The sequence below is a fragment of the Hyphomonas sp. CACIAM 19H1 genome (assembly GCF_003325995.1).
Taxonomy (GTDB): domain Bacteria; phylum Pseudomonadota; class Alphaproteobacteria; order Caulobacterales; family Hyphomonadaceae; genus Hyphomonas; species Hyphomonas polymorpha.
The window spans coordinates 1,373,309-1,399,048 of sequence record NZ_CP016437.1; the positions used below are offsets into that span (position 1 = coordinate 1,373,309).

The window sequence follows — 25,740 nt, forward strand, 5'->3', positions numbered from 1 at the left end:
CATGAAACTATCTACGGTTAAGAGCGGCAAGGGCGCTTTAGTCGTCAGAGGCAGGATTCATGCAGCTTGTTCGAGACGTGCTCGCAAGATGCGGTTTGGAAGCGCCGGATGGGCGCCCCCTATATGCCTACGACCTGTCAGATGAAGAATACACAAAGCTGGGGCAGGTCTTAAGGTTTCGCGTCGCCTCTGGGCAGAAGCTGAGTTTCACCTGCCAGGCATTCACAATTTGGTCCGCCGAGAGGATGCGGCGCGAGTTTCCGGGTGGCCAGCTCACTTGGGAGTTCTTGTTTGAAGGGCTTGCGCTGCCCTCTGACAGAGCGACGGCCGTCGAACTTACAGAACTTGGGCTGAAACTCTGGCGCAGACCTCTGCGCCTAAGCAGCAACGGTGACCGACGGTTCTTATACTCTTTGCTAGTCGAAGGCGGGCTTCCTGACTTGGTGATTCAAAATGCCAACAGGTATCGGAATGCTCTACTTAGTTTGATCGCGGAAATAGAGATGGCCGGCTCAGCGAGCCCACAGTTTGCAGATGCCGCAGCACAGCGGGCCATTCATAGCTTGCCAGAAGCCTTTCACAGCGACGACATCGCGATGATGTTGTCGGAGCTGGCTCAAGCAATCGATAGGCTCAAACAGTCAATCCCTGCTCAGATTCCATCCCTCGCGGCTGAAGCATGGCTCGACAGCAACCTGAAGAATTGGCGGCAAGAGCTTCCACTTCGCCTTTCATCGACAGCATTCGAGTCGCTGATCCGTCCTGCGCTAACCGCTGAAAAAGCCCAATCGACGAACAACGCCGCACCCGTGCGGCGTGAGCTCCGGCGGCGCGCTGATGGTCTTGGTTGGATCGGTATTGCTGCGATTGCAACAGACGCGCTCATAGCCAAGCAATCCCTGCCGAGTGTCGAGCCCTCTTTGCGCCTCAGGCTTGCTGCATCAAGCGGCGCAACATTCCTTGCGGTTCCGGACGCTCTAGGAGGTTGGCGATTAAGGTCTACATTCTCGACAGAAGCAGACATCTTCGTGCCTGTCGCTCCTCATGAACCAATTGTATTGGCCGCGTATGCCGATGGCCGCGCACTCGGTGACGTGGTTTTGGATGCCGGCGTGCCTGCACCTGATGAAGCGCCTTCGCTTTGGCGCCCTACAGAATTTGATTCACAGGTGCCAGACGCATTAGTTTCGCTTTCGGGAGGCGGACGCACCAAAGCGCCAGAAGTGTTTTTGTTAGCAGCCAGAAACGCAACGCCTACGGTACTAGGCGAAGTTACCATGAGTGAGCCAGTCGAGGGACCCGGCGGGCTCGTCTGGGCGCTTCGTGGATCGGGTGCGGTTCAGATTGGTAGCCAAAGACTGAAGTTTGAAACCGGTTCTGACGCTGAGGAGGCCCCTCATCGCCTCGTTGTTTTTGGCGATCTCCTTCACGGCTTTTCTTTGCGAAACGGCGCGCCCGTTTGGCTTGGATCGCCTGAAATACTTGGAGCGATCGGTGAACGCTCTCCAACTCAGATTCGGCGTGGACTGAAGTACCGAGATCTTCCGCGTTTGCTCGGCGGCGTCGCTGTGGATTGGACCGAAGATGAGGCAGTGCTCGCTCGGCTTCGGCTGATTGTTTTGCCGAAGTCGCTAAAACTGAAACTCATGGAGCGCGTTGCGGGCGAAGTAAAGCTCGAGGCCGAAGGGCTAGTTATCGGTTGGCATATAGTTCTTAGTGCAAATGGCCAGCAGGTTCTTGGCGTTGCAGATTCAAGTGGACGTCTGGCGGCTTCGCTCAAAGTAAAAGGATTGCCAGGGGTCATCGAACTTAGAATTCTCGACCCGAAGACTGGTCGATTGATTGAGCTTGACGCCCCGTGGCCATCGCACACCGGCATGCTTATCGATCCTCAAGGTCAAAGACTATCTCAGAACCTTCCGCTTTCCTTGCCTGGATTGTTGGGCTGGAGAGGACAGCTTCCCCAACACGGTGGAGCGGTGTTGCTCCAACGGGCCGGTTCGGGTGTTGCCGTGGGCTTCAAAACAGCAGGAGACGTGAGGCTCGCGTCGCTCAGGCCATTGCTAGCGCAAGTTCTGTCACTTTGTGGAGCGGACGGCCGAGTGCATGTGCGTCTCACTGCGGGTGGAACAGAGACGCCTAGGATCGAAGTCGGCCGATATGATTGGACTTGTGAAGATACGAAGGCAGTAAGGCACTTGGGCGCTGGCAGAACAAGTCTGTTTGCAGTTCGCCTAGATGAACCTTCGAATACAAAAACCAGAGAAACGCATTCATCCGTGGATCTATCTGAATGGCTTCAGGATGATCGGCCCTCTGTCTGGCTTGTCCAAGGCAGATCAGAAATTCGCGGAATTATGCGTCCCTTTGTTTGGTCTTCACAGCCTCTTCAGCTAACGAACCGAGAAGATCGGATCAACCAATACTCAGCCGAGAGCAAACGCAGTCTAACTGCACCGACGACGAATTACTGGCGCTCTCAATGGGACCTTATCAAGGCCATCCGGCGGGAGGGCAGGGGCGATGCAGGATCCTTAGATCAAGTTCAGGCGCTCGCGACAGTCCCTGCAGCCGCCGTCGCACACCTCCTACTCGCAAACCGCAATGAGCGTTCAGTTGCACTAGACCTTGAAACAGAAGCGCCGCTTTGGTGGCCCCTGGTGCCTTGTTCAGCCTGGGCCGAAGCAGTGATTTTCGTAAAAGAGGACCTCCTAGCGCGCCTTGAAGTGGCCGGACTTACAGGAGATCCGGCGTTCGAAGCCGCAGAGAAAGCGCTCAGGCGCACAGCCGGCGAAATCGTCGCGTTGAGGCCCGAACTGCTCACGCATCTCGGGCAAGCCTTTAGGGCCGCGAGTTTATCGCCCTTAGCGCATTCAGATGCGGGTGCGGATTTTCCGCTTGCCGTCGCAGGGCCTCAAAATCGTCTTGAACGATTTGCGCAGGACGCCGCCCGTCGCTTTGAGGATTTGCCTCAAGGCGTAGGCCAGGTTCAGTCAGTTCGACTATCCCCGCCTGGTCGATTGAGCGATGAGATTCAGCCTCTTCTCCATGCGCCCCTTGTTGTTGCCGAAGTTGCATCAGGTCTGAGACCCCAGCCGACGTCAGATGAAGTTTTGCGGCTCATCGCGCTTAGGTGGGCAGACCCTCAATGGTTCGACAACGCGCTCCCCGCCGCCCTTTCAATTGCTTTGGAAATGACACCATGAAGAACTCGGACTCTGGTCTAGAAGTCGCTCTAAGCCATTTGTCTACGCGATCGGCCCGGGCTGTTGTCGCCAGATCGCGTCTTAGTTCTCCCGGCTTGAATCAGTTCCTTTTAAGCAAGCTCGCCGCGCCTGCCGGTGCAAACGGCTCCTTTCTTGCAGACCCCGTTTTTGAAGCCGCTCGTACTTGGAAATCTTCAGGTACAAGTCTCGACGCGCTTTCGGGAAAGCTACTCGCGCCAGCTTTGGTTCAAGCACTGGATTCTGCGGGGGCGCAGCGCATGCCTCGTGACAGGGCGCCGTATGCCCATCAGCTGGCTGCCTGGGAGGCTAGCTTAGGTCAGGACAAATCGGTTCTCGTGACGGCTGGCACTGGGGCAGGGAAAACAGAATGTTTCCTCATCCCAATCCTCCAAGATGTCCTGGACAAACCGCTTCTGAAGGGAGGTGTGCGTGCCATTCTTCTTTACCCTCTCAACGCGTTGATTGAGAGCCAGCGTGAAAGGCTGGCGGCTTGGGTGTCGGGCTTGGGAGGCAAGGTACGCTTTGCGCTTTACAATGGGGATACCCCTGAGAGCGAGCGAGAAGCAATCGTCAAATCAAGCAAAACCGAGCTCAGAAGTCGTGAAGCTATACGCAAATCACCGCCTGAGATTCTCGTTACAAACATCACAATGCTCGAGTACTTGCTTCTTCGGTCGCAGGACCGGGCGATCTTGGAAGCCAGCCAAGGTGCTTTGCGCTGGATCGTGCTTGATGAGGCGCATACTTACGTAGGTTCCCAAGCTGCCGAGATGGCCTTGTTGCTGAGGCGTGTGCGGTCAGCCTTCGGGGTGAAGCCAGAAAATGTGAGGCTGATGGCAACATCGGCAACAATTGGAGGAGAGCTAAACGCTTCGGCCAAGCTCCGGTCATTCACGGCTGCTCTCTCTGGTCGCCCAGAGGAAAAAGTTGAAGTCGTTGAGGGCCAAACCGAGGATCTCGTTCTCCCGCCGCCGGGGCCGGATGTAGCTCTTGAAGTTCGGGAACTTGCTACGCTTAGTCCGGAACAAACCGGTGCGTTGCTTTCAGCACACCCGAGACTACAAACCTTGCGCCGCGAACTTTCAGTTCAGCCAGTGAGCCTCACGAAAGTGGCTCAGCTTATATTTGACGATTCCAGTCGCCGCGGGGACGCTTATGGCGTTCTAAACTTCGCCGCCCGCGCGACACGGCAGGGGCAACCGTTGATGCCCTGGCGCGCACATGTTTTTCAACGCGCTCAAGGCGGTGTCTGGGCCTGTCCTGATAAATCCTGCCCGCACCGTAGCGCCGAACTCCTGAGTCCGACAGCGGATTGGAATTTTGGCGCAGTATACCTCTCCGCGCGTTCGCAATGCGACTGCGGTGCCCCGGTATACGAGCTCGTGAGCTGCACCGAATGCGGCACAACCTATCTTCAAGGCAAATTGTCGGGGGGTGTTGAGCCACGGTTCGAATCTCCCAGCGCTGTCGAAGGTGATGACTTCGCTCTGGATGGCGAGCCGGACGAGGACGATGCCGCTACCGATGAGGTCGGTGAGGCGTGGCTCGCCTATGGCGCGGGTATATGGCTCGATGCAAATGGTCGTGTCTGGGACAACGCGGCACCAGATGGCAGTCCAGCTTGGCCATTTAAATTGTTTACGAAGCCAGAAGAGAGACGCTGCTGTGCAAACGCAGGCCGTGTTCGGCTACAAGGGCTTCGCTTCGGGCCGGCATTTCTTATGGGAGCAACGCTACCCGGCGTTTTGGAAGATCTCGCTCCGCCCATGGGAGAGTCCGGGCTCCCGGCCAACGGACGACGTGCGCTGACATTTTCAGACAGCAGGCAAGGGGTCGCTCGACTAGCTGCAAAGCTGCAACAAGAAGCTGAGCGAACGCTTACACGGTCCTTCCTTTGGCACCTCGTCCAAGAGGGAAAGTCAACCGATAGCCAAGACATTGCAACACTGAATAAAACCATCTCGGCGTTAAGGGCAGTCGGCGAAGATGAATTGGCGTTGGGATACGAAAGGCAGCTCGCCACAATGATCGGGGACAATCCAGCTCCGATTCCGTGGTCAGCGGTGATCAACAGATTTTCTGCACATGCCGATCTCGAACAGTTTGCCGGAGAAGTATGGAAAGAGCGCCGTATTGGTGGAAACTTCGCGAGTAGTCCGCAGTCGCTAGCGCGGGCGTTTATCTTTCGAGAACTTTTCCGCCGGCCTCGTGTTCAGAACAATCCTGAGACCATGGGGCTGCTGCGCCTTTCGCTGCCGAAACTCGAAGATCGTGCGAAGTTGCAAACGGTTCCAATGCCGCTGCGCGAAGCCGGATTGACATCCCAGGGATGGACGGCACTTGCGCTTATGGCTGTCGACCGTGTGTTTAGAAACAACTTTGCGGTCCACCTTCATGATCCATTGCTTTCAAGCATCATCAACCCCAGACGTCCGGGGCTCCGTTCCATTTTTGCGGCCGATATGCCCCGAGAAAGCGTCAGTACAAAGAACGCAATGTTCTGGCCCACTGCTCGGAAATCAGCAGGCCGCATGTCTGGTCTCGTCGAAACAATTTATACCCTGACGAAGGGAGACCCAGACTCGAAATCAGATCAAGATCGAACGGAAGAGGTCCTCCAAGCTCTTTGGTCACTCATCACAACAACTGCGGCGATCGATGCCGGTCAAGGTGCCTATCGGCTAGATCTCGAAACAAACGCCGCCGTAATACGACTGGATCACGCTTGGATTTGTCCAGTCACCCGGCGACCCTATGGCTACAGTTTAGATGGATTGAGTCCTACAGACCCGACGCAAGAGATGGTTGAGGTTTCTTTTCCGAGGCTCAAGCATGCGAATGCGGGCGGACTCACGCCCCATCAAAGGGCCGAAGTTCATGCTTGGTGCGAAACGAATTCCGACGTCGCACAATTGCGTGAACGCGGTCTCTGGAGCGATCTGCACGACAGACTTGCTTCGTTCGCTGCGTTCATTCGGGCACAAGAGCATTCAGCGCAGATCGCCCGCCCGGTTCTTCAACGCTATGAGGACAAGTTTCGAGAGGGGGACATCAATCTCCTGAACTGTTCGACAACCATGGAGATGGGCGTTGATATCGCAGACGTGCGCCTTGTTGTTAACGGAAATGTCCCCCCGGCGCTTTCCAATTATCGCCAGCGCGCGGGCCGAGCAGGGCGCCGCGGCGACCCCTGGGCCTTTACCTTGACTTACTGTCGCGATTTGCCGCTCGATCGACGCGTATTTGACAACCCTGCGGGGTTCCTCAGCCGGGCCATTGCGGCCCCTAAGGTATGGTTTGATTCAGCGCGGCTCGTTCAGCGGCACGTTAACGCCGCCCTTTTGTCTTCCTGGTTTGCCAGCAAAGGAGGCGTAAACGTCAGAGGAAGTGTGGGGGCCTTTTTGGGGGCAACAGAAGACCTCGGCAAGATAGTTGAAAAGGACAACTTGGCAGACGCCTTTCTTGAAGATTTGGGAGGCGACTGGGGGCAAGGTCAAGCAGATCACCTGAAAACACTCGTGATGGGTACGATCTTGGCCGGCTCAGAAACAAGTCTCCTTGTTAGCGCCTGCAAATTGGCCTTCGACGATTTCGTCATGCGTTGGCGCGATGAGTACCGGCTGCTGCTAGATGGCGCTTCTGCTGCACCTGATAAAGAGAGCAAAGCCGCACAGGCACTCCGAGCAAAAAGACTTTCTGGTGAATTTCTTTTAGGGGAACTTGCTCGACGCGGTTTCACACCGGCTTATGGCTTCCCGACCGATGTTGTTACATTCACAAACTTGGCACACAAACCGAACGAAAGCCCCCAAGGATTTAGCCTTTATAGTCGTGGAACCGCTGCGAGAACACTCGATCAGGCAATTCGAGAATACGCTCCGGGTTCGGAAGTTGTAATCGACGGTCTGGTTCACAAGTCAGAGGGTATCCTTCCTGCCTGGGAAGGGGGAATAGACGCTTCTCGTCTAGAAGATTTGCGAACACTCTGGTCATGCAGATCCTGCAACGCTTTTGGGCTCGTAACGAAACAGCCGACAGATTGTCCAGTCTGTGAGCATCCGGAATTGGAGCTGAAAAGCGTTCTTCGTCCATCAGGGTTTCTCGGCGCGACAACGGCTCACGTCGGATACGAATACCTAGCTTATGTACCAGCAGAAGTATCGCGACTGTCAGCACAGAATGGGGATTGGGTTGCTTTTACTGAAGGTGCAGGCCGCATGCGGACGGACGCTAGCGGGCAACTTGCTTCGACATCGGCTGGGGACAAGGGCGGCGGTTATGCCATCTGCTTAGACTGCGGTCGCGCCGATGCGATGAATGAACCAAATCTTGGTGTCGCAGCGCAATTGCCAGACTCCATGCGTCTTCATTATCCTTTATTTCGTGGAAGAAAGACCGTTGTGACACGCGACGGGTACTGTTCCGGTTCGGACAATCCGCAGCGCATCCAAAGACATGTGCATCTTGCGCAAGTAACAAAAACCGACGTCTGGGAATGGCAACTGCCCGCTAACGTCACGGAAGCATCAGCCCTGGGGTTAGCCGCGGGGCTTCGGGAAGCTCTTACCGAACGACTGGGGGTAGAATCAGAAGAAGTGGCCCCGTCATTTGGGCGGTCGCTCGGGGCAGCGAACCAAAATTTGCTCTCGATATATCTTTATGATCGCGCGGCTGGTGGGGCGGGTCTCTCTGCGCGTTTGGGTGAACTTGAAATGCTGTCTTCCGCCCTTTCACGCGCCCAGGAGTTGCTCGACTGTCCAGAAAGCTGCGCATCAGGTTGCCCCGCCTGTATTCTTCGTCCCGATCTAAATCAGCGTGATACTGTGATTGATCGTCCTGGAGCGCTGACCTTGGTCAAACTGTTGATCCCCCACCTCAATTTGCCTGAATCGCTGCGGGTCTTTGAAAAAGATAGCCATCTTGTTGGTCGTTCGGCCGTCAAGGAAATCACCAGCAGGCTCCGGAGCGGCACATTGTCTGAGGTGGATGTTTGGCTCCACGGGAAACCGGGTGAGTGGGACTTCGGTAGCTGGGAGCTCACCGCCATTCTTTCCAAACTCAAAGAAGCCAGCGTCAAGATAAAGTTCCACATGCCTGACGACACGCTAACGAATGCAGACTTCGATTTGAGTAGAAAGCTAGCAGTCCACGGACTATCTGCATTTGGAGGATTTCACCGAACCAGTAATCTCCCCGACGCGCGTGGTTGTCCTATTATTGTTCGGATGATAGATCGAGCGGGACGATCGGAGGCGATTGCGGTAACAAGCAGAGCTGAATCTGCTCCAGGTTTCAATTGGGGAAGCGGCAGCGCGTCACCGCTCATCATGGGTCAGGCACCGAGTATTATCGAGGGGCCAATGCTATCCATACAGAAGGTTGTCGAGCTCAGCACCGGGAACGCCCAACTGCTTTGGCCATCTGCATCAATGAATGGTCCAGTTGCTGAGTTCGGAAAAAGATTCTGGGGGTACGTTGCGAAAGAGACGCCTCTTGTTGTGGCCGCGATGAAAACAGTTGGGGTCGTCAGTCTATCGTACAGCGATCGCTACTTACTTCAGCCCTACACTTTGAGACTGTTGATGGAAGTTATTCGAAACCTGCCGAGCCAAAAAGGGGCGGCGATCTCATTGAGGCTTGGCGCCGCCGATCGCCCGCAGGTAAACGCGCAGCTGCTTCACGATGGTTTTCCGACGGATGAAATGAGGAGGCATGTTCTGTGTGCAATGCTATCAAGTGCGCACGTGAGTATCTCGCGTAAGAATGACTTGCCTCATCACCGAGCTTTTGAGGTCGAACTTACGGACGGCCGGAAGGTTACGATTTTGCTCGATCAAGGCTTTGGCGCCTGGAAAGTGGAAAAGCACGTTCGTCACGATTTTTCTGCGGCTTTCAGTTTGCAAGCAAAGCAACTGATGAGCTCTGAATTTCGAGTCTCTACATTGGGAGCAGATTGTGCGCCGATTGCTGTCACTATGAAATAGAAGCACTTCCGAACTAAGGCATTGAGCGCCCGTTTGAGGTTGGGGTGGGGGAAGCCGTTGACAATTTTTTCTAGGAGGAAGCAGGCGAGTTTGATGCAAACAGAATTTCCAAACTAGATGGCGCAGATCAAGGAGGGGGCATCTGCAAAATCATGCCCGGAGTTTCAGGGGCCGGGGGCAGGATGAAAGTTCAGTGGCAGGTGAGGCGCCTGCTGGGTGTGTGCAGCGGTGGCCTGTTCGGTGTGCTCCCGCTTCTCAGATTGATGGTAATCAGGTTTTTTTGACGCCGCCCAGAAAGCTTGATGCCTGATTTACTAGCCAGGATTTCTGCCGTGTCGGAAACGGGTTTCGTAACGCCAGTGTTCGTACAATCTTTAGCAATTTTACAATCGGGCGATCGGAGGTCCTTCGTTCCGACGACCGATCGGTCAGGATTTTCGCAAGCTCGGTGGCGAGCGTGGGCTTATTCAGCCCGTAGTTTGTTTTACTCCTAAAGAGCGCCGTAAGAGCGCTACCAGGCATTTTATCTTCCCGGGCGGTGTGCACTTCATTCGCGTTGAAAAAACAGCGGCCATCGGTGATGGCTGTAAGCGCTGAAGCGATTTCATCGTCGGAGAAATTGTCGAACTCCAAGCTCACTTCCCAAAGCTGTATGTGGTCAGGCGGTACAGCCATCCGGCTTTGCCCATGAAGCGACCTGGTTTCGGAAGCGGCGGCCTTTAGTTTGCTGGCCTGATTTTCGTTGTCCAAGATAAGGTAAGTAAGCGTCTGATGGTGATGCAGATAGTCAACCAGCCGGAAGATCGCTTTAAACCGGTCTTCCTTCTTGCTTCCGGTCGCGTTGTTGACGCCCTGGAGGTTGACAATTTCTATCCCCGAAGCTCCTGGATGCGTGCCGAACAAGTCGCGAAACACGGCCTCGATGAGGACGACTTCGCTCTCTCCCTCTACAAAAAGGACCAGTTTCGGTTGGGGGTTGAGATCGTATTGGTTGACCACAAACTCGAGATGCCGACGCACATCATTGCGCTGATCCAGCTCAGGGAAGTGATTAATCACTTGTCCGTGTATTTGGTGAGTTGGTCTCAGATCTTCTCCGTATAGAGACTTGTACAGCAGGCGTAACATATTCGCCGCTTCGCGCATCGATTGTGCGCGAAGGGCTTTACCCTTTAGTTTTTTCTTCTGGTACAGGCTAACAAACTCAACAAGATTGGCCCAACTATCGATTGGGTCACAGCGGCTCGCAGCGCTACCAAGGGTCTCGTAAGCGTGGCGCAAAACCTCCGGTGTCAGGGCGAAGCGTGCCTCGACTTCCTTAGGATCAAAGTTTCTCGTATACTGGTACCAGTCCCAATCAAGTCCATTGACCAACATCCACTCGTCTTCAGAGAAGCCGCCGGGTCCGCTTATGGTGATTGTGCGTTTGTTGGTTTGTGTTTGCGGATAGTACCTGTCGGAAATGTACTGGCATAGGAGCGCAATAGCAGGACGAAATGTATGGTTCCGTTTGGATTTCAGAGCCATATCGCCGTAGGCGAGCCAGCGCTCGCCAATCTTCTCCCAGTCTAGTGGTTCATTCGAGTATTCAAGAAATCTATCCAGCTGGACGTTCATATTGAAAGCGTTGAGCACCAAGCAGAGGTGGTCAATTTGAAAGATAGAGTAATAGGCGGCACTACTTTCGTCGTTGGGGAGCGGAATGTCGTAGTTTGCACTTGGCGCGTAGCTATCAAGCGCCCATCTGTTTTCAAACCACGTGGTCGTTTGGTCGCCCGGTACCTCAAGCTTCACTGTTAGAGTATCATCCGCCTGGAATCTGAAAACGGGCCGAAAGACTCCGAGGCGCTCCAGCCTGACTAACCTTTCCGCGGACACATCAATGTCGCGCTCTTTGCAGTACGCCACAAACTTGCGAGCATTCAGCAGCCGTACAGCCATCATCCTGCCCTTCTCCAAGATGAGGCGGCCAGGATGCGGTGGGAGATCAAGAAGAGGCGTGTTGGACATCCTAGCGGTGGTCCACCAGATTTGTTAGCCCGGCGGTTTCAAGGTAGCAGCGTTCATTCTGCCACATCCCCATATTAAGGCGGCATGAACGCTGCGGGCAAGTCGGCTTTTGGGCCGGGTGGTTTGTATCCTAGGGACGAGTGCGGCCGAGCGGTGTTGTAGTGCTGCCGCCAAGCTTCGTTCAGGATCTTTGCCTCGCGCAGATCGAAGAAGATGTCCCTCGCCAGCAACTCGTCTCACAGCTTGCTGTTGAAGCTTTCGCAGAAACCGTTTTCCATCGTGACCCCGGCTCAATATAGAGCGTTTTTACGCCGATCCGTTCAAGCCATTCGCGCAAAGCTGTGGCAATGAACTCGGAGGCCGTTGTCGGATCGTATGTGTTCAGGTGCCCTGTAACGAACGAACAAGTCGCTCAGTGTGCATAGGACAACCCTTGAGGAATTCTTGCGCCAACGCGGGTCGCGAGGCACTCTCGTGTGTGCTCGTCGATCACGCTCAGCATCTCTTGAGGTTTGACTCTCTTGCCCATGTATAACCTCCAAAATCGGAGCCGGGATCAACTCAAATTCGGACCACTTTTCGGTAGGCAGACCAATTTCAGCAGCGTATCGCTGACCAACCTTGATCTAGGGATCGACATTCAAACTCATAGTTGTGCGCCTTGAAAAGTGCTGCACAAGTTGCTACACGGCGCTTTAAGATAATTAAGTTAAAACAAAGATTTAATTCGTTTTGACATTGGCGGAGAAGCATTTTCTCTCCCTCATTAATTAGCCCGGCGAGCTTGGGTAGTTTCGGCCGCATGTGATCGGCGACATGGCGTCACTGGGTCTTTGCAGAGACATAGTCGTTCTAGGCGAAGGCCGTGGTGATGAATACTGTGACGACGCGCCGGCTGCTCTTACCGGCATGGGCCGCGACATTCCTCTGGAAGTGCACCCGGGCGAAGGAGGCTTCGATACCTTAATGAGCGGCTCCCCTGTCTGACGGGAGTTTTATTGGGGTGAACGCCCATCATTAGACGGATCAGATTGATCTAAAAGGCAGGCAATATGCCGTATTTTAGGTAGAATTCGTGCTCTATCTAAAGTAATGTTGGCTATGTCGCAGAAAGGCACGCCGCCGCAGGAAGTCCGGAGCGTCTGGCGCGCTCTAGGGCCGCTTGCTCGCGCGTTGGAACGCCGGAGCGCTGCCTCGCTCCTCTTGGCGCTGGGCTGTGTGCTGGCCGGGGCCGGGCTCAGCGCGTTTGCGCCTGTGGTGCTGGCCGGTCTGGTCGATGAGCTTGTGGCCGGAGGGGCCTCGGTCTTCCTGCTGGTTGGGCTCTATGCGGCCTGCCTGGGACTGGCCCGCGCAGCCGGGGAGGGGCGGACCTTTTTTCATGCCAGGGCCGAGCAGGACATCCTCCGTGTCTTGACGCTGAATGTATCGCGTCACATCCTGAGCCTGCCCATGCGCCTCTTTGACCGCCACCCGTCCGGCGCGCTGGTCCAGACCCTGGAAAACGGGCTGCAGGGCTACCGTCTCCTGCTGCAGCATGGCGTGTTCACCCTGCTGCCGGGCTTTCTGGAAATCGGGATCATGGCGGCGATTCTGTCCTATGCGCTGGACGCAGCGTTTCTGGCTGTATTCGGGGTCTGCGCGCTTCTGTACGGGGCGGTGTTCGCTGGCGGCGCACGCAAGGTGCTCGCGGCGAGCCGGGAGGTGTCGTCCGCGCGGATTGAGGTCACGACCAGGTTCGCCGACAGCCTGCGCAATATCGAAACGGTGAAGGCGTTTTCCGGCGAGGCTGAAATTGAGCAGCGGCTGGATGAGACGCTGCTTGAAACGCGCCGCCGCTGGCGGCGCTTCCATGGCATCCGGTTACGCAACGGACTGCTGGTGACAGCAATCTTCGCGGCCGGCCTGCTGACCGTCCTGACCCTGGCGGCGGGTCAGATCGCGGCCGGAGAAATGACGCCCGGCGCTTTCGTGCTTGTCAGCGCCTATATGCTCCAGATCGTGCGGCCCATCGAACTGCTGGGCTATGCCGCCCGCGATCTGGGGCAGGGCGCGGCCTTCATTGAAAGGCTGACGGGCATTCTGCAGGCGGGACCTGAGGCGGTTGATTTGCGAGGCGAGGAAATTCCCGCTTCCGGCGGGATGGGCATAAGCCTCGCGCAGGTCAGCTACGCGCCGGACGGCAAGGCACCGATCCTGTCAGATGTGTCGCTGGAGATCGGGCCGGGGGCAAAGATCGGTCTGGTGGGCGCTTCGGGCAGCGGCAAGTCCACGCTGCTGAGACTGCTGCTTGGTTTCTGCGTGCCGAACAGCGGGGAGGTCCGGATCGACGAGGTGCCTCAGATAGCCCGGCGCGATGAGATCGCGTTCATTCCGCAGACGCCCGGTCTCTTCAATGACACCCTGGCAAACAATGTCGGCTTTCCCGACAGGTTTGCGTCTCTAGAGTCGGTTGATAGCGTTCTGCGGCGGGTCGGGCTGAGCGCGCTCTCGGAACGGAAAACCGGGGAGGGCGGCGCGCTGGTTTCGGGCGGCGAGCGCCAGAGGGTAGCGATCGCGCGGGCCCTGATGCGGCGCCCGCGCCTTGTCCTGGCGGATGAACCCACCTCCGCTCTCGATCCGGAGACCGAATCCCGCATTCTTGCGGAACTGATGACCGGCTTCGGGGAGGCCACGCTGATCCTTGCGTCGCACAGGCTGAGGACTGTCCGGCACATGGATATGATCATCGTGATGTCGCAGGGGCGCGTGGTGGAGTCAGGGACACATGATGCGCTGCTGGCGGCCGGGGGCGCTTATGCAGCGATGTGGCAGATACAGGAAGGCGGGCAGGTATGATGAGGAAGCGGATCATGACGCAGATGTTCTTCGGCGCTCTTCTGGCGGGCCTGATCAGCCTGGCGGCGTGCAGCGCCGCAATGGCCTATGGCGCGGCTGAAGATCGGCTGGAGGGCACGGCGTCGGTCATTGATGGCGACACGATCGAAATCCATGGAGAGCGTATCCGGCTCAGCGGGATTGATACGCCTGAACGGGGCAAACGCTGCGGGACAGTCAATGTCTATCAGAAGGCTGCCCTGGCGCTCTCGGACATGATTGGTGCCCGGACGGTCAGTTGCACGATCCTGGAGATCGATCGCTATGACCGCAAAGTCGGTCGCTGCGAGGCGGGCGGCAAGAGCCTGGAAAGCCAGCTTGTCCGCGCGGGCTGGGGGCGCGACTGGCCGCGTTACAGCAACGGGGATTTCGCCGCGGATGAACGCGCCGCCCGGTCTGCGAAGGCCGGGATATGGGGGCTCAGCTGTCCGGACGATCTCTGGGGCTCACGCAATTATGACTGACCCGGATTAGCTGAAGAGATCGGACTGAGGCGGGCCCGGCCGCGTCTTTGCAGACGGGCGCGCCTGCGGGGCGATTTCCCAGCGGCCCTCATCCTCGTAGGTTGTCAGGGTGGCTTTGATCTCCGCCAGCGTAGCCTCTGTCTCGCCAAGCCACAGGGGCCATGCCTCCCGAGGCAGGATTGCGGGCATGCGGTCGGTCAGCGGCGCAATCAACTGGTTGGCGGGGGTGGTGACCTGCACGAAGGTCCAGAGCTCTGTGTCGCCCTGGCCCACCGCGGCGCAGATCACCGCGATCGCAATCGGCTCGCCATCCTTCGGTGTGATGACCCATTGTCTGGTCTTTCCGCTGGCGAGCTCTTCGCCTTCATTGAAGGTGTGGACCAGGAGAATCCCCCGATGCCAGGCGAAGCACTTCCGGAAGGTCGGGAGCTGATCGACGGTCTCGGCACGGGCATGCATATGATCCGGCCGGACCGGCGCACCCGCGCCCGGGCGCGAGAAGCCCCAGCGCATGGGCACCATGACGCGTTCACCCGCCTCATCGAGGCGCAGGACATGGGCCGTTCGCATCGGCGTGGCGGTCTCCACCGCGTCTCCGGCGACCTTCAGAACCAGAGGCTGAGAGAAGGCGTGCACGTCACGCCAGGAAGCCATCTGGGTGAATTTTCCGCACATCCTGCTATCCTTTCCGTATGCCGCATCTGCCAGAGCGGTGCGCCATCAAACTCTATCAGCTTTTCATAGCGTACCGGAAGCCGCGGGGTCCGCATGCCCTTGAGGTGTGTTGGTCCGTCCACATACAAGTACAGAAATCGGCTCAGGTCCGGTGTCGAGTCCATTGTCTCACGCATAGTTCGCGGTATGAAGGACCGGGGTGGGCCGGCGCAGCGATAAGAACCGTGGTTTGAAACCTGCGCCCCGTTGCTCATGCTTCGCGGTTTTCCGACGGCCCACCTTTCTTTCCTATTAGGGTTGCAACCCGGTCCGGTTTTTGAGAGACTCCCTTCAGTACCTTCTCCGGAAGGGCTCGGGGCGTCGGAAACCCTGGTTGAGCATGAACCCTGTCTCCCGTGTCCTCTTGCGCGGATGGCTTCGTCACAGGCGCATCTGGCGCCTGCACGTTTCTGCCTGCCTGTTTTTCGGCCCTGATCTGGCAATGAGGACGCGGCATGGATTCTTCAGATGCGCATCGGGACCGGCGCAGGACGGGCTGTGGAGAGACGGACCTCCTCACGGTGGCGGAGGCGGTATCGGGCGAATGCGGCGCGCGCGTGCCTGACACGCCCGTTCCCGCCGGCCCCGCGCTTGGCGAGGTCTTTCGCAGTCAGTACCGGCAGCTTCTGCGGTTTTGCCGGATGCGGGTGAGAAATACTGCGGATGCAGAAGATATTGTGCAGGGCGCTTTCCTGTCAGCGCGCAGGGCCTATCCGGATAAGGGGACTGAGGAGCTGGGGGCGCTGCTCTTCACGCTGGTCCGCAATAAGACGCTCGACCATCTCGGCGCGCCCTGGAACAGCCGCCGGGATGGGGAGGATATTGGCACGCGGGGCGCGCAGCTGGCCTGTCCGCGCAGCCCGACCCCGGAGAAACAGCTGATAGATGCGCAGCGCCTTGCGATCGTGGAAGAGGTTCTGGCGGGCATGAGCCCGAGACGGCAGGCGGCGTTGCGCCTGCATCGGTTCGACGGCCGCTCCTATGAAGACATCGCCCGGGAGTTGTCGATTTCTGCAACGGCTGCCAAAAAGCATGTGGCGCGGGCGGTTGCAGAGATTGCAATCGCTTTGGCAGACGCAGAAGGCCAGGATGATGATCCGGCCGGGTAAGCAGGGGCAGATGACCGGAAAAACAGAGCGCACGGCAAGGTTGACGGCGGCAGCTGGCTGGTATGCCGAGCTGCAGGATCAAGCCGTGACACCGGATGTCTGGCAGCGCTTTCTCATCTGGGAGCGCGATCCCGCCAATGCGGCCGCCTTCCGGCAGGTTGAGGCGGGCCTGGACGCGCTCGACAGGACCCGGTTTACCCGGCCGGCGCGGGCGGTGCCCGCCAGGCGGGTTGCCATCTGGACAGGGGCCCTGGCCGCAGCCGCGGCGCTGGTGGCCGGGCTGGTCGTGGTGCGTCAGCCGGATCGGGAGACGCCCGGGCAGATCGCTCCGGCTGTGGAGATGTATGCGACCGCCGTCGGCGAGCGCCGGGAGGTGTCGCTGGCGGACGGTTCCGTGGTCACGCTGAATACGGCCTCCCGGCTGGAAGTGACGTATTCCGGCGGGGCGCGGGCGGTCACCCTCCTGGAAGGGCAGGCGATATTCGAGGTCGCGCCCGGACAGGTGCCATTTGTTGCCCGGGCGGGCGAGAGCCTGACGACCGCGCTGGGGACCGAGTTTGACATCTGGCTGCGCCCGGAAGGGGCCGCCATTACCCTGATCGAGGGAGCGGTGAAGGTCTCGCGTGCCGGGGACGCCCGGACCGACAGGCTCGCACCGGGCCAGAAGCTCGAGTTCAGGGGCGGCGAGGTTCTGATCACGGATGTGGACGTCGCCGAGGCGGCCGGCTGGAAAACCGGAATGATCCGGTTCCGCGATGTGCCGCTGGCAGAGGCGATCGAAGAAATGAACCGGTATTCGGAAACCAGACTAAGCGTTCCAGATACCGATCTCGCCAGCGCGCGGTTCTCAGGCGTCTTTCCGGCAGGCAATCAGGAGGTCTTCCTGGAAAGTGTCCTTCTGCACTTTGAAGCCCGGTCTGAGCGGTCGGGCAGCGTGATCACGGTTCATCCCGGCGCGGATAAGCGGCGTCAGGAGACGCCCTGAGATCTGCGACACGCGCGACGATCTGCTCTTTCGTCAGACAACGGAATATGGGGCGTTGCCACATGTCTGAAGAATTTTCAGCGCCTCGGGTTACGATCCGCCAGCTGCAATCGTTTTCCTCCTAATCGCTACGCCGGGAAGGCGGAGCGGCAGGTCATCTGCCCGGAGGAAAAAATGGGGTCCACGAACAATCTGAAACGCAGCCTTGCGGGGGCTGCGGCGCTCTCGCTCATCCTGAATGCACCCTGCTGGACCGCGCTTGCGCAGACTTCGGGGGGTGCCGCATCAGAGGAACTTACCCTCGCGGCCGGCCCTCTGGGGGACGTTCTGTCGGAGATCAGCCTGCGTACAGGGACACCGATCATCTTTTCTGAAGACCTGGTGGCCGGCAGGCAGGCGCCCTCCGTCTCCGGCGCTCATACCGCGGCCGAAGCGGCACGGCTGGCGCTGGCCGGGTCCGGCCTGGAGGTGCGCGCCAGCCAGACAGGGGCGCTCCGGGTCGTCAGGGTGGCCGCACACAGCCAGCCCACCGGTGAGCCGCCGGTAAGACGCCCGGAACCAGAGACGGCCGAGCCCGCCCGGGCAGAAACAGAACTACGCATTGATCAGGTCACCGTGACCGGCACGAGCCTGCGGGGGATCGCGCCGGAGAGCTCGCCACTGCAGATATATTCCCGGGAGGACATCCTGGGGTCGGGTGTAACGACCACGGAGCAGTTTATCCGGACGCTGCCGCAAAGTTTCGGGGGTGGATCAAGCGAGTTCGCGCCCAGCGGTATTCCTGGCGACAACAGTTCCACCTACAACAATACCTTTGGTTCGGGCGCCAACCTTCGGGGACTGGGCTCGGGCGCAACCCTTACGCTCCTTAACGGGCGCCGGATTGCCCCGACCTCCCGCATCGGTGACTTTGTGGATCTCTCCATGATCCCGATTTCGGCGCTGGAGCGGGTTGATGTTCTGACCGATGGCGCGTCTTCCATCTACGGGGGGGACGCGGTCGCGGGCGTGGTCAATTTTGTTCTGCGAGACGATTATGAGGGCGCCGAAACAAGTGCGCGTGTCGGCGGTGTGACCCATGGCAACATGAATGAAGTCAGGCTCAGCCAGACGATGGGGAGGGGCTGGGACAGCGGCAACCTGCTTGCTGTTTACGAGTACGGATTCCGGGACAATCTGACTCTGTCAGACCGTCCGGAAATTCCGGTTCCCCTGCTCAACAATGGTCAGCCCATTCCGGATGCCGGCCTGTTTGATCTGATGCCAAAACAGATGCGCCATAGCGCGCTCCTGTCGGGCCGGCAGGAGATTACGCCCTCGCTGCGGGTATCAGGCACCGGGCTTTATTCGGAGAAGTCCGTACGCAGTATTACGGTGCTGGCAAGCAATACGAGTTCTGTCCTGAGTTTTGATGCCCGTTCAGAGCTGTTGTCGCTGGGCGGCGCGGCCGAATATGACATCTCTCCCCAATGGACGCTGACCCTGGATGGCAATCTCAGCCGGATGCGTAATCGGGATGATACCGTTACGCTGGCGCCGCCGCTGGGGGATGAGTCAGGCCGGCTCACCCGGTCTGACCTCTGGTCTGCCGGGGTGCTGGTCAGCGGCTCTGCTTTCTCCCTGCCCGGCGGCCCCGTGAACCTGGCTCTGGGTGGACAGGTAAGGAGCGAGACGTTCAGCAATGAAAGTCTGGCCGGCGCGCTCGACCGGGATGGCAGCCGGGAGGTTGGCGCAATCTATGGAGAAATGCTGCTGCCCCTGTTCGGAGACGGAAACGGGCGTCCCGGTCTGAGACGGCTGGAGCTCAATCTCTCCGGACGGCTGGACGACTATTCCGACTTCGGCACGACCACCAATCCAAAGGTCGGACTGCTCTGGAGTCCCGCTTCAGGGCTTGACCTGCGAGGTACGTATAGCACGTCGTTTGCACCGCCGCCCCTGGGGCGCACGGGGGATCTGGGCCGCTCCGCCGTCATTGCGCCTTTTTCGTTCATCCGTATGCTGCTCGGCGGTGTGCCGCTTTCGGACCCCGCGCTCGCCAATGTTGATTATCTTCAGGCGGGGGGCACGGCCGCTGACCTGGACCCGGAGACATCCCGGACCCTGACCTTCGGAGCGGATCATTCCGGGCAAACGGGCGCTCATGGATGGAATATCAATACGACCTATTACGATACCGAATTTGAAGGCCGGCTCGGCGCGACACCTATGCCTCAGAACCAGGTGCCCGCTTTCGCGCCTTTCATAGCTCTGGAGAATCCCGGGGCCCTTCCTCCCGGTACGGTTGTCTTCTCTCCGGCCCAGGCTGAGGTGGATGCACTGATTGCGTCGCTCAGCCAGAGCCCGGCTTTCATTGGAGGCGCGACCGGAACCAGCAATATCGGTGTCATCAACAATGCCTCGATTGTCCGGAATCTGTCGCGTACGCAGACGCGGGGGATCGATGTGGATCTTGGCTACACGTATGAAACTGACCGGGGCCAGTTCAATGCCGGTCTGAATGTGAACCGGATACTGGACTTCGATCAGCAGGCAACCTTTGCCACACCGGCTGTGCCGGTCGTGAATACCCTGCTGAACCCAGCGGAGCTCAGACTGCGGGGACGGCTTGGGTACGCACGGGACGGACTATCGGGAAGTCTGTTTGTCAATCACACAGGTAGCTATGATACGGACCGGACACCCGCGGCCGTCCCCATTGACAGCTGGACGACCTTCGATGTGGCTCTGTCATGGACAGCTGCGCCCGAAGAGCGCGGTCTTCTGAAGGGCACCCGGATTTCCCTCTCCGTGCAGAACCTTCTGGATGAAGGCCCGCCCGTAACGCCCCCAATCGGAACGGCCCGGATCGCGGGATATGACCCAGCCAATGCCTCTCCCCTGATGCGGTACATTGCCCTGGATATCAGCAAATCCTTCTGACCTGTGCGGCGGCGTTCACCCTGTGAACGCCGCCTTTATCTTCGGAGACCGAACCTTGCCCCCTTACCTGCAAACTCTGACGCGAAAGCTTCTTGCAGTCCTTTTCTGCGGGGCACTGGTTGCCGCGGTCGCTCATTCCCAGCCCGGCGCGATGAGCCTGGAAGACATGCTCCGGTCCGAAGGGATCGGAAATGCCGTCATCGATCCCTCAGGACGCTGGCTGGTTTACGAGCGGATGAGGCCATATGATCAGTATGGAGATTACAGCTTCCGCACGTATGCTTTCGGAAAATCGGGGCATCAGATCTGGCGTTATGATCTGCACGGCAAGGCACCAGCGGAGCTTCTCCCGGGTGTAGACCCGGCGCCTCATACCTACCTGCAGGCGTTCTCGCCAGATGGACGGCATCTGATGGTGATGCAGTACGCGTGGGGCAGGCTCTCGCTCTCTTCTTACGACATGGTCACGGACCGTCTGAAAACGTTCGACGCCGCGCCGGCGATCAGCCGGAGCGGGTCGCATAACCCCGTCTGGGTGAGTGACACTGAATTTATCTATGCCGCGCTCCCGCGGGGGGACTATCCCCTGGATACGAGTGTGAGAGTGCTTGCCGGAGACCGTTTGACCGCGGCCTGGAAACAGGCCTGGCGCGGGTCGATCGCCACAGCCAGCGAGGTGCGGACGCGGCCAGAGGCGATCCGGGACGGGCAGGCGGGATCCCTTCAATGGGCGAATGCCGAAACCGGCCGGAGCCAGACGCTTGCGGACGGCCTTTTTGCTGATCTCAGGATCGCTCCTGGGGGACGGTTTCTGGGCGCCCTTCAGATTATGCCGGTTCATCCGTCTGAAGCCGGCAGCGGGGCGGATAATTTGAAGGTGCACCGGCTTGTCGTGTTTGACCTGGAGACCCGGACGCAGATGTCTCCGGCACCGGAACTCCGGGTGTTTCCCTATTCTCTGACCTGGTCCCCGGACGGAGACCGCCTGCTCTTCTATGGGTGGCATGAGGATCAGTCGCCGGCAGACGGACGTTTTCATATCCTGGACCAGACAGACAATCAGATATCGGTTCTGGAGCATGCGGGTCTCGATCTGGCCTCAGAACGCGAACGGGGATGGGTGATGCGGCCCGAACGGGCCGCCTTTCTGGGAAACGGGATCGCTGTCTTTGCGCGGCCGTCATCGCAGACTGGAAAAGCAGAGTTCAGCAGCAAAGACATTCGCCAGGCCGGACTGAGCCGGGCCGACTGGTATCTTGTCGAGGGCGGCAACCCGCCCCGCAATCTGACCGCCCGGCTGGAGGACGTATCCCCTGAACTCCTTCATGCCGGACCATCGGCGATTTTCATTCTGGCAAAGTCGGGCCTTTACCAAATTACTGAAGATGCCGCGCCGGCCCGCCAGACGCCCCCGCTATCTGGACCAATCCGTCACATACCCGCAGGGGCGTTTTCAACACGCGCTGGTGTGATCCGTCCCGAATTTGGGGGCGACCTGATTTTTCTCGCAGACATCGGGGGGCGGCCCCACATGCTGGCCTTCGATCCGGAACAGAACCATCTGGTGATCCGGGAAGCAGATACAGACAGCCCCGGACTCCTGACCGGGTCCGTCCGGGCCCGGACTTTCATTTATCTGACATCCAAGGGGGCTGTCCGTTCCCTTTCGAGGACACGGTCCGCAGCCGGGGATGAATTGGTCGCGCGGGTGAACACGCATCTGGCGGATATCAAAACCAATTCCTGGATATCAGTCTCCTATGACGTCGATGATCCGGGGGCCCCGTCAGGCAAGCGACGTCTTCAAAGCTGCCTGCTCCTGCCGGCGGGCCGCCGTCCGGGTACACAAGCGCCGCTCATCATAGATATTTATCCGGGCCGGACACCCGTATGTGACCGGATGGGGTTTCCGTCATTCGCCGATCCGGGCTCCCCCTACCTCTGGTCAGGTGCCGGATATGGCTATCTCATCCTAGCGCTGCCGCAGGATCTTCTCCGCTGGTCAGAGGGGCCGCTTGCAGGCATCTCGGATCTGACCCATCCCGCGCTCGACACGCTTATCGCCGAGAGGCTGGCGGACCCCGACCGGCTGGTGATACATGGATACAGCCAGGGCGCAGCCGCCGCGCTGACCCTTGCGGCCATGACGGACCGGTTTGCAGCCGTGATTGTGCGTCATGGATTTGCCAACTATTTCAGCCATTACTTTGGCGGCGCGGGCATTTATTCCGTGATCGATGGTGATTTCATCGGTGCCGAAGCCATACGGTATGAAGCCGAACGGGGAAGTGATTTCGGTCTGGGTACGGATCCCTTTCAGTCACCGGAGAGTTTTGTCCGCAACAGCCCGGTATTTCTTGCGCAGCGCATATCGTCTCCCGTCATGCTGATTCATTCAGACATGGATGCTTTTTCGATCGGACAGTTCGACGAGATGTTCGGCGCGTTGCGGCTTTCGGGTGCGGATGCCCGCTATGTGCGCTATTGGGGAGAGGGGCACGGCGTTTCCTCACCGGCAAATATCCGGGACATGTGGAGCCGGATGCTGGCTTTTCTTGAAGATCACGGCGCGGCCCCCGATCGCTTTGATGCATTGGAACGCCGTGACGACCAGGCTCTCAGCCAGCCCTCGATTCCGTAATAGACCAGAAGCATACTGCCGGATTTCTCGGATCTGAATCTGTCCGCTGTCAGCAGGGATTCTGTTTCGGCGTCAGACAGAAGGCCTGCCTTTGAGAGTTCGCCGCCGATCAGCGCCCCGCGTATGGTCTCAAGATGCGCAGCGGCGCGCTCTGTATAATATCGGGATGCATAGCCCTTTGTCATTCGTGTGCGCACCGAGTCTGGTATAGCGCCCGCAAACGCACTCCGGACCAGCCCGCGGCTCTGTCCGCCCCGGCTCAACTGCCAGCTGGGGAGCTGGAGGCAGAGTTCGATCAGGGGCTGCGATATCAGCGGGTGAACGACTTCAGGCGGATCGAGGGATGGCTTGTCTCTCAGCTGAAACAGATGCGGTAGCGTACTCAGCTGATCAAACTTGGCGGGCGGAACGCCATCCGCATGCAGGGCCCATGCAGGAAACCGCTCACCAATGTCGGACTGCTGATGGTGGCGGCGCGTGGCGCGGGTTTCCCGGGACTGTATTCCTGCCATCATGGCGAGGGGCGGCCGGGTTGCCGGAAAGAGCGTCAGTTTCAGCACTTCCCAGATTGAAAGACCTGACAGGCGGGCGGCCGCCATGAGTTGGCTGCCTGTCGATGATGTTATGCCATTCTGGAAAACATAGTCCGCAAAGATCAGCGGATTACGTGCCACATGAAACAGATGATCGCCGCCCTGGCCTGTAAACCAGGCGCAACCTGGCCTTCTGAGCGACGGGGGGAGCAGCGCCGGCAGATCGGGAGCGACCCGCTGCCGTGACGGCCGGACTGTTGCCGGAAAATCCTCGGGACCCGGAAACCCTTGTGCCGGAATAACCGGAACTGTTGTCAGAGGGCAGCCGCAATGGCGGGCTGTTTCTGCGGCGAACTGCTCTTCCGCCTCGTCTCCGGAGCCAAGTTTGTAGTGCACGGCGTGAAGCCGTTCCGGCTCGTACCCCGCTGTCAGGCAGGCAAGGACAATGGAAGAGTCGAGACCGCCCGACAGACTGACCGTAATCTCCTCAAATTCTGAAGCGCGGGCCGAGACGCATTGACGGACGGTGGCCGCCAGGAGGGTTTCAGCTTCGGCATCGGACAGGTCTGGTGTTTCCCGTGCGATGGATCGGGGGTCCCAAAGGGTGGACAGGCGGAGCTTGCCGGAGCGGTCGCGGGTCAGAGCTTCTCCTGCCAGGAGTTCTGAAACTTCTTTGAGACCTGTCCTTCCATCAAGGGGCTTGTCATAGGCCAGCAGGGCAGAAACAAATTCAGTATCAATGGATAGGCCGGAGACATCAAGAAATCCGCACATTTCGATGTTGGAGAACAACAACGTAACGCCATTCCGGAACATGTAATAACAGGGTATCGCCGCGGTCGGGTCCTGGATGACAAGATGCGTTTGTCCGCAATTGAGGAACGCCACATAGCTTCCCCAATATTGCCTGATGAGGGATGCGCCGCCGCTCGAGACCATATCGTCCGCCGCCGCTGAATCGAGCCTTCTCACAGGCCCGGAAAGAGGGCCAGCGGTGTTGGTGGAAAAAAGGTTCCCGAAGATGGCCCCTGCAGGCGTGTTCTCTACGCCCCCTATCTGAATACAGCGGGACGCTGGAGGCGACGGCGTAAGCTCAGCCAGAAGAAGACCCTCTCGTTCAATATGGGGCGGCATGTGTTCAAAATGCTGCGCCAGTCTTCTGATGATGCTTTTTGCCTCTGCGCACTGGCGTTCACAGTGAGCGCTCCACAACATTGCGAAGTAAGCCACGCCCACCTCCCCTATATTGTCAGAATGCGGCGGTATTCCTGAACATTGCCGGCGTCATCATTGAGAACGTAGCCATCGGCTTCTATCCAGCAATGCGCCTGAAAAGGGCTGAGCCGGACGCCAAAGACCCAGTCCGCGCATACGCCGTACAATGTCAGGAATCTGAGGAGACACAGGCTCCGATACCGGCATGCGTCCCGGGTGCTGAAGAAAAGCGGCGACAGAGTATGAAAGGCTGCAACAAGGCTTTCCATGTCCATATCCCGCCCTGCATGTCTGGGGGCAGTGGATTTCCAATGGCGCGCCGCGCTCACGACGCCTGGAAAATCTCTTGCGCGTTCCGTCAGGGAACAGACCAGAACCGCGTAAAAAAGTGTGGCAATATGGCGTGGTCCTAGCGGCGCTTTGTGGGACGGAAGTGATATCAGCTGTCCTGGTGAGGCAGCGGTCTCGGTTTGAATCCTTTTTCCGAGCGTTTCGTCCCGTGTCAGAATTTGCCGATGCAAAAGGGCTTCAGCAAAACGTTTTACGGGCTCGGTCCAGGATTGCATCGGGACCTCCCGGATCTGCTCGAACCATAGGGTCTGATCGCGTGTGAGCCTGAGATAGGTATCGTCGCCCGCGTTCAGGAACAGGGTGACGCCATCGCAGTCGCAAAATGAAACGCTCTGGTTCAGATACAGTGTGGGCGTCATGGGACAGGCTCTCCGTCTGATGTTTCAAGGGACTTCCAATCTCGGAAGAAAACCTCCCGCCCCTTTGCGGCGCGGGAGGTCATCTGGTTCGCCGGAGACAGCCTCGTGAGAGCTCAGACTGTCACCGGCTGGCGATTACTGATCGCGCGAGAGGAAGCCGACGATTTCCTGGGCACCCAGCGGGTATCCTTTTGTCTCTTCCGACACCGAGCCAAGCTCGATGGGGGCGAATTCGTCCGTTTCCGGAGTTTCCTTGATGAAGTCTTTCATGGTGTTTCTCCTTGGTTTGGGGTTCGTGTCGCTGGCCGGGCGACAGGGACGAGAATGAAAGTAATCTAAAGTAGAGTCAATG

General features: G+C 58.6%; 13 protein-coding genes and 2 pseudogenes. 8 read left to right on the plus strand and 7 right to left on the minus strand.

Translation table 11 applies throughout. The features are described from left to right. The first annotated feature begins 59 nt into the window (after positions 1 to 59). A complete protein-coding gene (locus tag BBF93_RS19470; protein WP_162786440.1) occupies positions 60 to 3,206 on the plus strand; it encodes an STY4851/ECs_5259 family protein in 3,147 nt (1,048 codons plus the stop codon). Then, positions 3,203 to 9,211: a DEAD/DEAH box helicase gene (locus BBF93_RS06620; RefSeq protein WP_162786441.1), complete on the plus strand. Its 6,009-nt coding sequence runs from the start codon at positions 3,203 to 3,205 to the stop codon at positions 9,209 to 9,211. Before BBF93_RS19470 ends, BBF93_RS06620 begins: the two co-directional genes overlap by 4 nt. 270 nt (positions 9,212 to 9,481) lie before the next feature. Here the strand turns inward: BBF93_RS06620 and BBF93_RS06625 are convergent, their stop codons facing one another. From BBF93_RS06625 to BBF93_RS19755, 3 genes and pseudogenes are all read right to left on the minus strand, one after another. Continuing rightward, on the minus strand, positions 9,482 to 11,155 hold the full coding sequence (locus tag BBF93_RS06625; protein ID WP_114105386.1) for a TOPRIM nucleotidyl transferase/hydrolase domain-containing protein: 1,674 nt from the start codon (positions 11,153 to 11,155) through the stop codon (positions 9,482 to 9,484). 140 nt (positions 11,156 to 11,295) lie between these two features. Then, a pseudogene (locus tag BBF93_RS19750) lies at positions 11,296 to 11,723 on the minus strand (integrase core domain-containing protein); the annotation flags it as partial. Positions 11,724 to 11,965: 242 nt separating this feature from the next. After that, positions 11,966 to 12,163: pseudogene (locus BBF93_RS19755) on the minus strand (transposase); the annotation flags it as partial. A gap of 231 nt (positions 12,164 to 12,394) precedes the next feature. Between BBF93_RS19755 and BBF93_RS06635 the strand changes: the two are divergent. Both BBF93_RS06635 and BBF93_RS06640 read left to right on the plus strand, forming a co-directional pair. After that, positions 12,395 to 14,056 (plus strand): ABC transporter ATP-binding protein, encoded by a 1,662-nt coding sequence (locus BBF93_RS06635; protein WP_162786442.1) that lies wholly within the window; start codon positions 12,395 to 12,397, stop codon positions 14,054 to 14,056. A gap of 14 nt (positions 14,057 to 14,070) precedes the next feature. Beyond that, a complete protein-coding gene (locus BBF93_RS06640; protein ID WP_162786443.1) occupies positions 14,071 to 14,559 on the plus strand; it encodes a thermonuclease family protein in 489 nt (162 codons plus the stop codon). A gap of 6 nt (positions 14,560 to 14,565) precedes the next feature. Here the strand turns inward: BBF93_RS06640 and BBF93_RS06645 are convergent, their stop codons facing one another. Further along, on the minus strand, positions 14,566 to 15,234 hold the full coding sequence (locus tag BBF93_RS06645; protein ID WP_114105390.1) for an SOS response-associated peptidase: 669 nt from the start codon (positions 15,232 to 15,234) through the stop codon (positions 14,566 to 14,568). A 494-nt stretch (positions 15,235 to 15,728) separates the two neighbouring features. Here BBF93_RS06645 and BBF93_RS06650 point away from each other — a divergent pair, with 494 nt between their 5' ends. From BBF93_RS06650 to BBF93_RS06665, 4 genes are all read left to right on the plus strand, one after another. Next, positions 15,729 to 16,382 (plus strand): RNA polymerase sigma factor, encoded by a 654-nt coding sequence (locus BBF93_RS06650; RefSeq protein ID WP_114105391.1) that lies wholly within the window; start codon positions 15,729 to 15,731, stop codon positions 16,380 to 16,382. Between the two features lie 10 nt (positions 16,383 to 16,392). Next, positions 16,393 to 17,367, plus strand: a complete 975-nt coding sequence (locus BBF93_RS06655; RefSeq protein WP_162786445.1) for a FecR family protein — start codon at positions 16,393 to 16,395, stop codon at positions 17,365 to 17,367. A gap of 174 nt (positions 17,368 to 17,541) precedes the next feature. Beyond that, positions 17,542 to 20,289 (plus strand): TonB-dependent siderophore receptor, encoded by a 2,748-nt coding sequence (locus BBF93_RS06660; RefSeq protein ID WP_114105393.1) that lies wholly within the window; start codon positions 17,542 to 17,544, stop codon positions 20,287 to 20,289. 166 nt (positions 20,290 to 20,455) lie between these two features. Further along, positions 20,456 to 22,930: a prolyl oligopeptidase family serine peptidase gene (locus BBF93_RS06665; protein WP_162786446.1), complete on the plus strand. Its 2,475-nt coding sequence runs from the start codon at positions 20,456 to 20,458 to the stop codon at positions 22,928 to 22,930. Here the strand turns inward: BBF93_RS06665 and BBF93_RS06670 are convergent. The 3 genes from BBF93_RS06670 to BBF93_RS19930 form a co-directional block, all read right to left on the minus strand. Further along, the gene (locus BBF93_RS06670; protein ID WP_162786447.1) at positions 22,852 to 24,402 is read right to left on the minus strand and encodes an asparagine synthase C-terminal domain-containing protein; all 1,551 of its coding nucleotides are present in this window, start codon (positions 24,400 to 24,402) and stop codon (positions 22,852 to 22,854) included. The two genes, BBF93_RS06665 and BBF93_RS06670, sit on opposite strands and share 79 nt — an antisense overlap. Before the next feature lie 302 nt (positions 24,403 to 24,704). Further along, positions 24,705 to 25,388 carry a lasso peptide biosynthesis B2 protein gene (locus BBF93_RS06675; protein WP_114105396.1) on the minus strand — a complete coding sequence of 228 codons (684 nt, stop codon included), beginning with the start codon at positions 25,386 to 25,388 and terminating at the stop codon, positions 24,705 to 24,707. A gap of 135 nt (positions 25,389 to 25,523) precedes the next feature. Beyond that, positions 25,524 to 25,658, minus strand: a complete 135-nt coding sequence (locus BBF93_RS19930) for a hypothetical protein (RefSeq protein WP_255417588.1) — start codon at positions 25,656 to 25,658, stop codon at positions 25,524 to 25,526. Positions 25,659 to 25,740 lie beyond the last annotated feature (82 nt).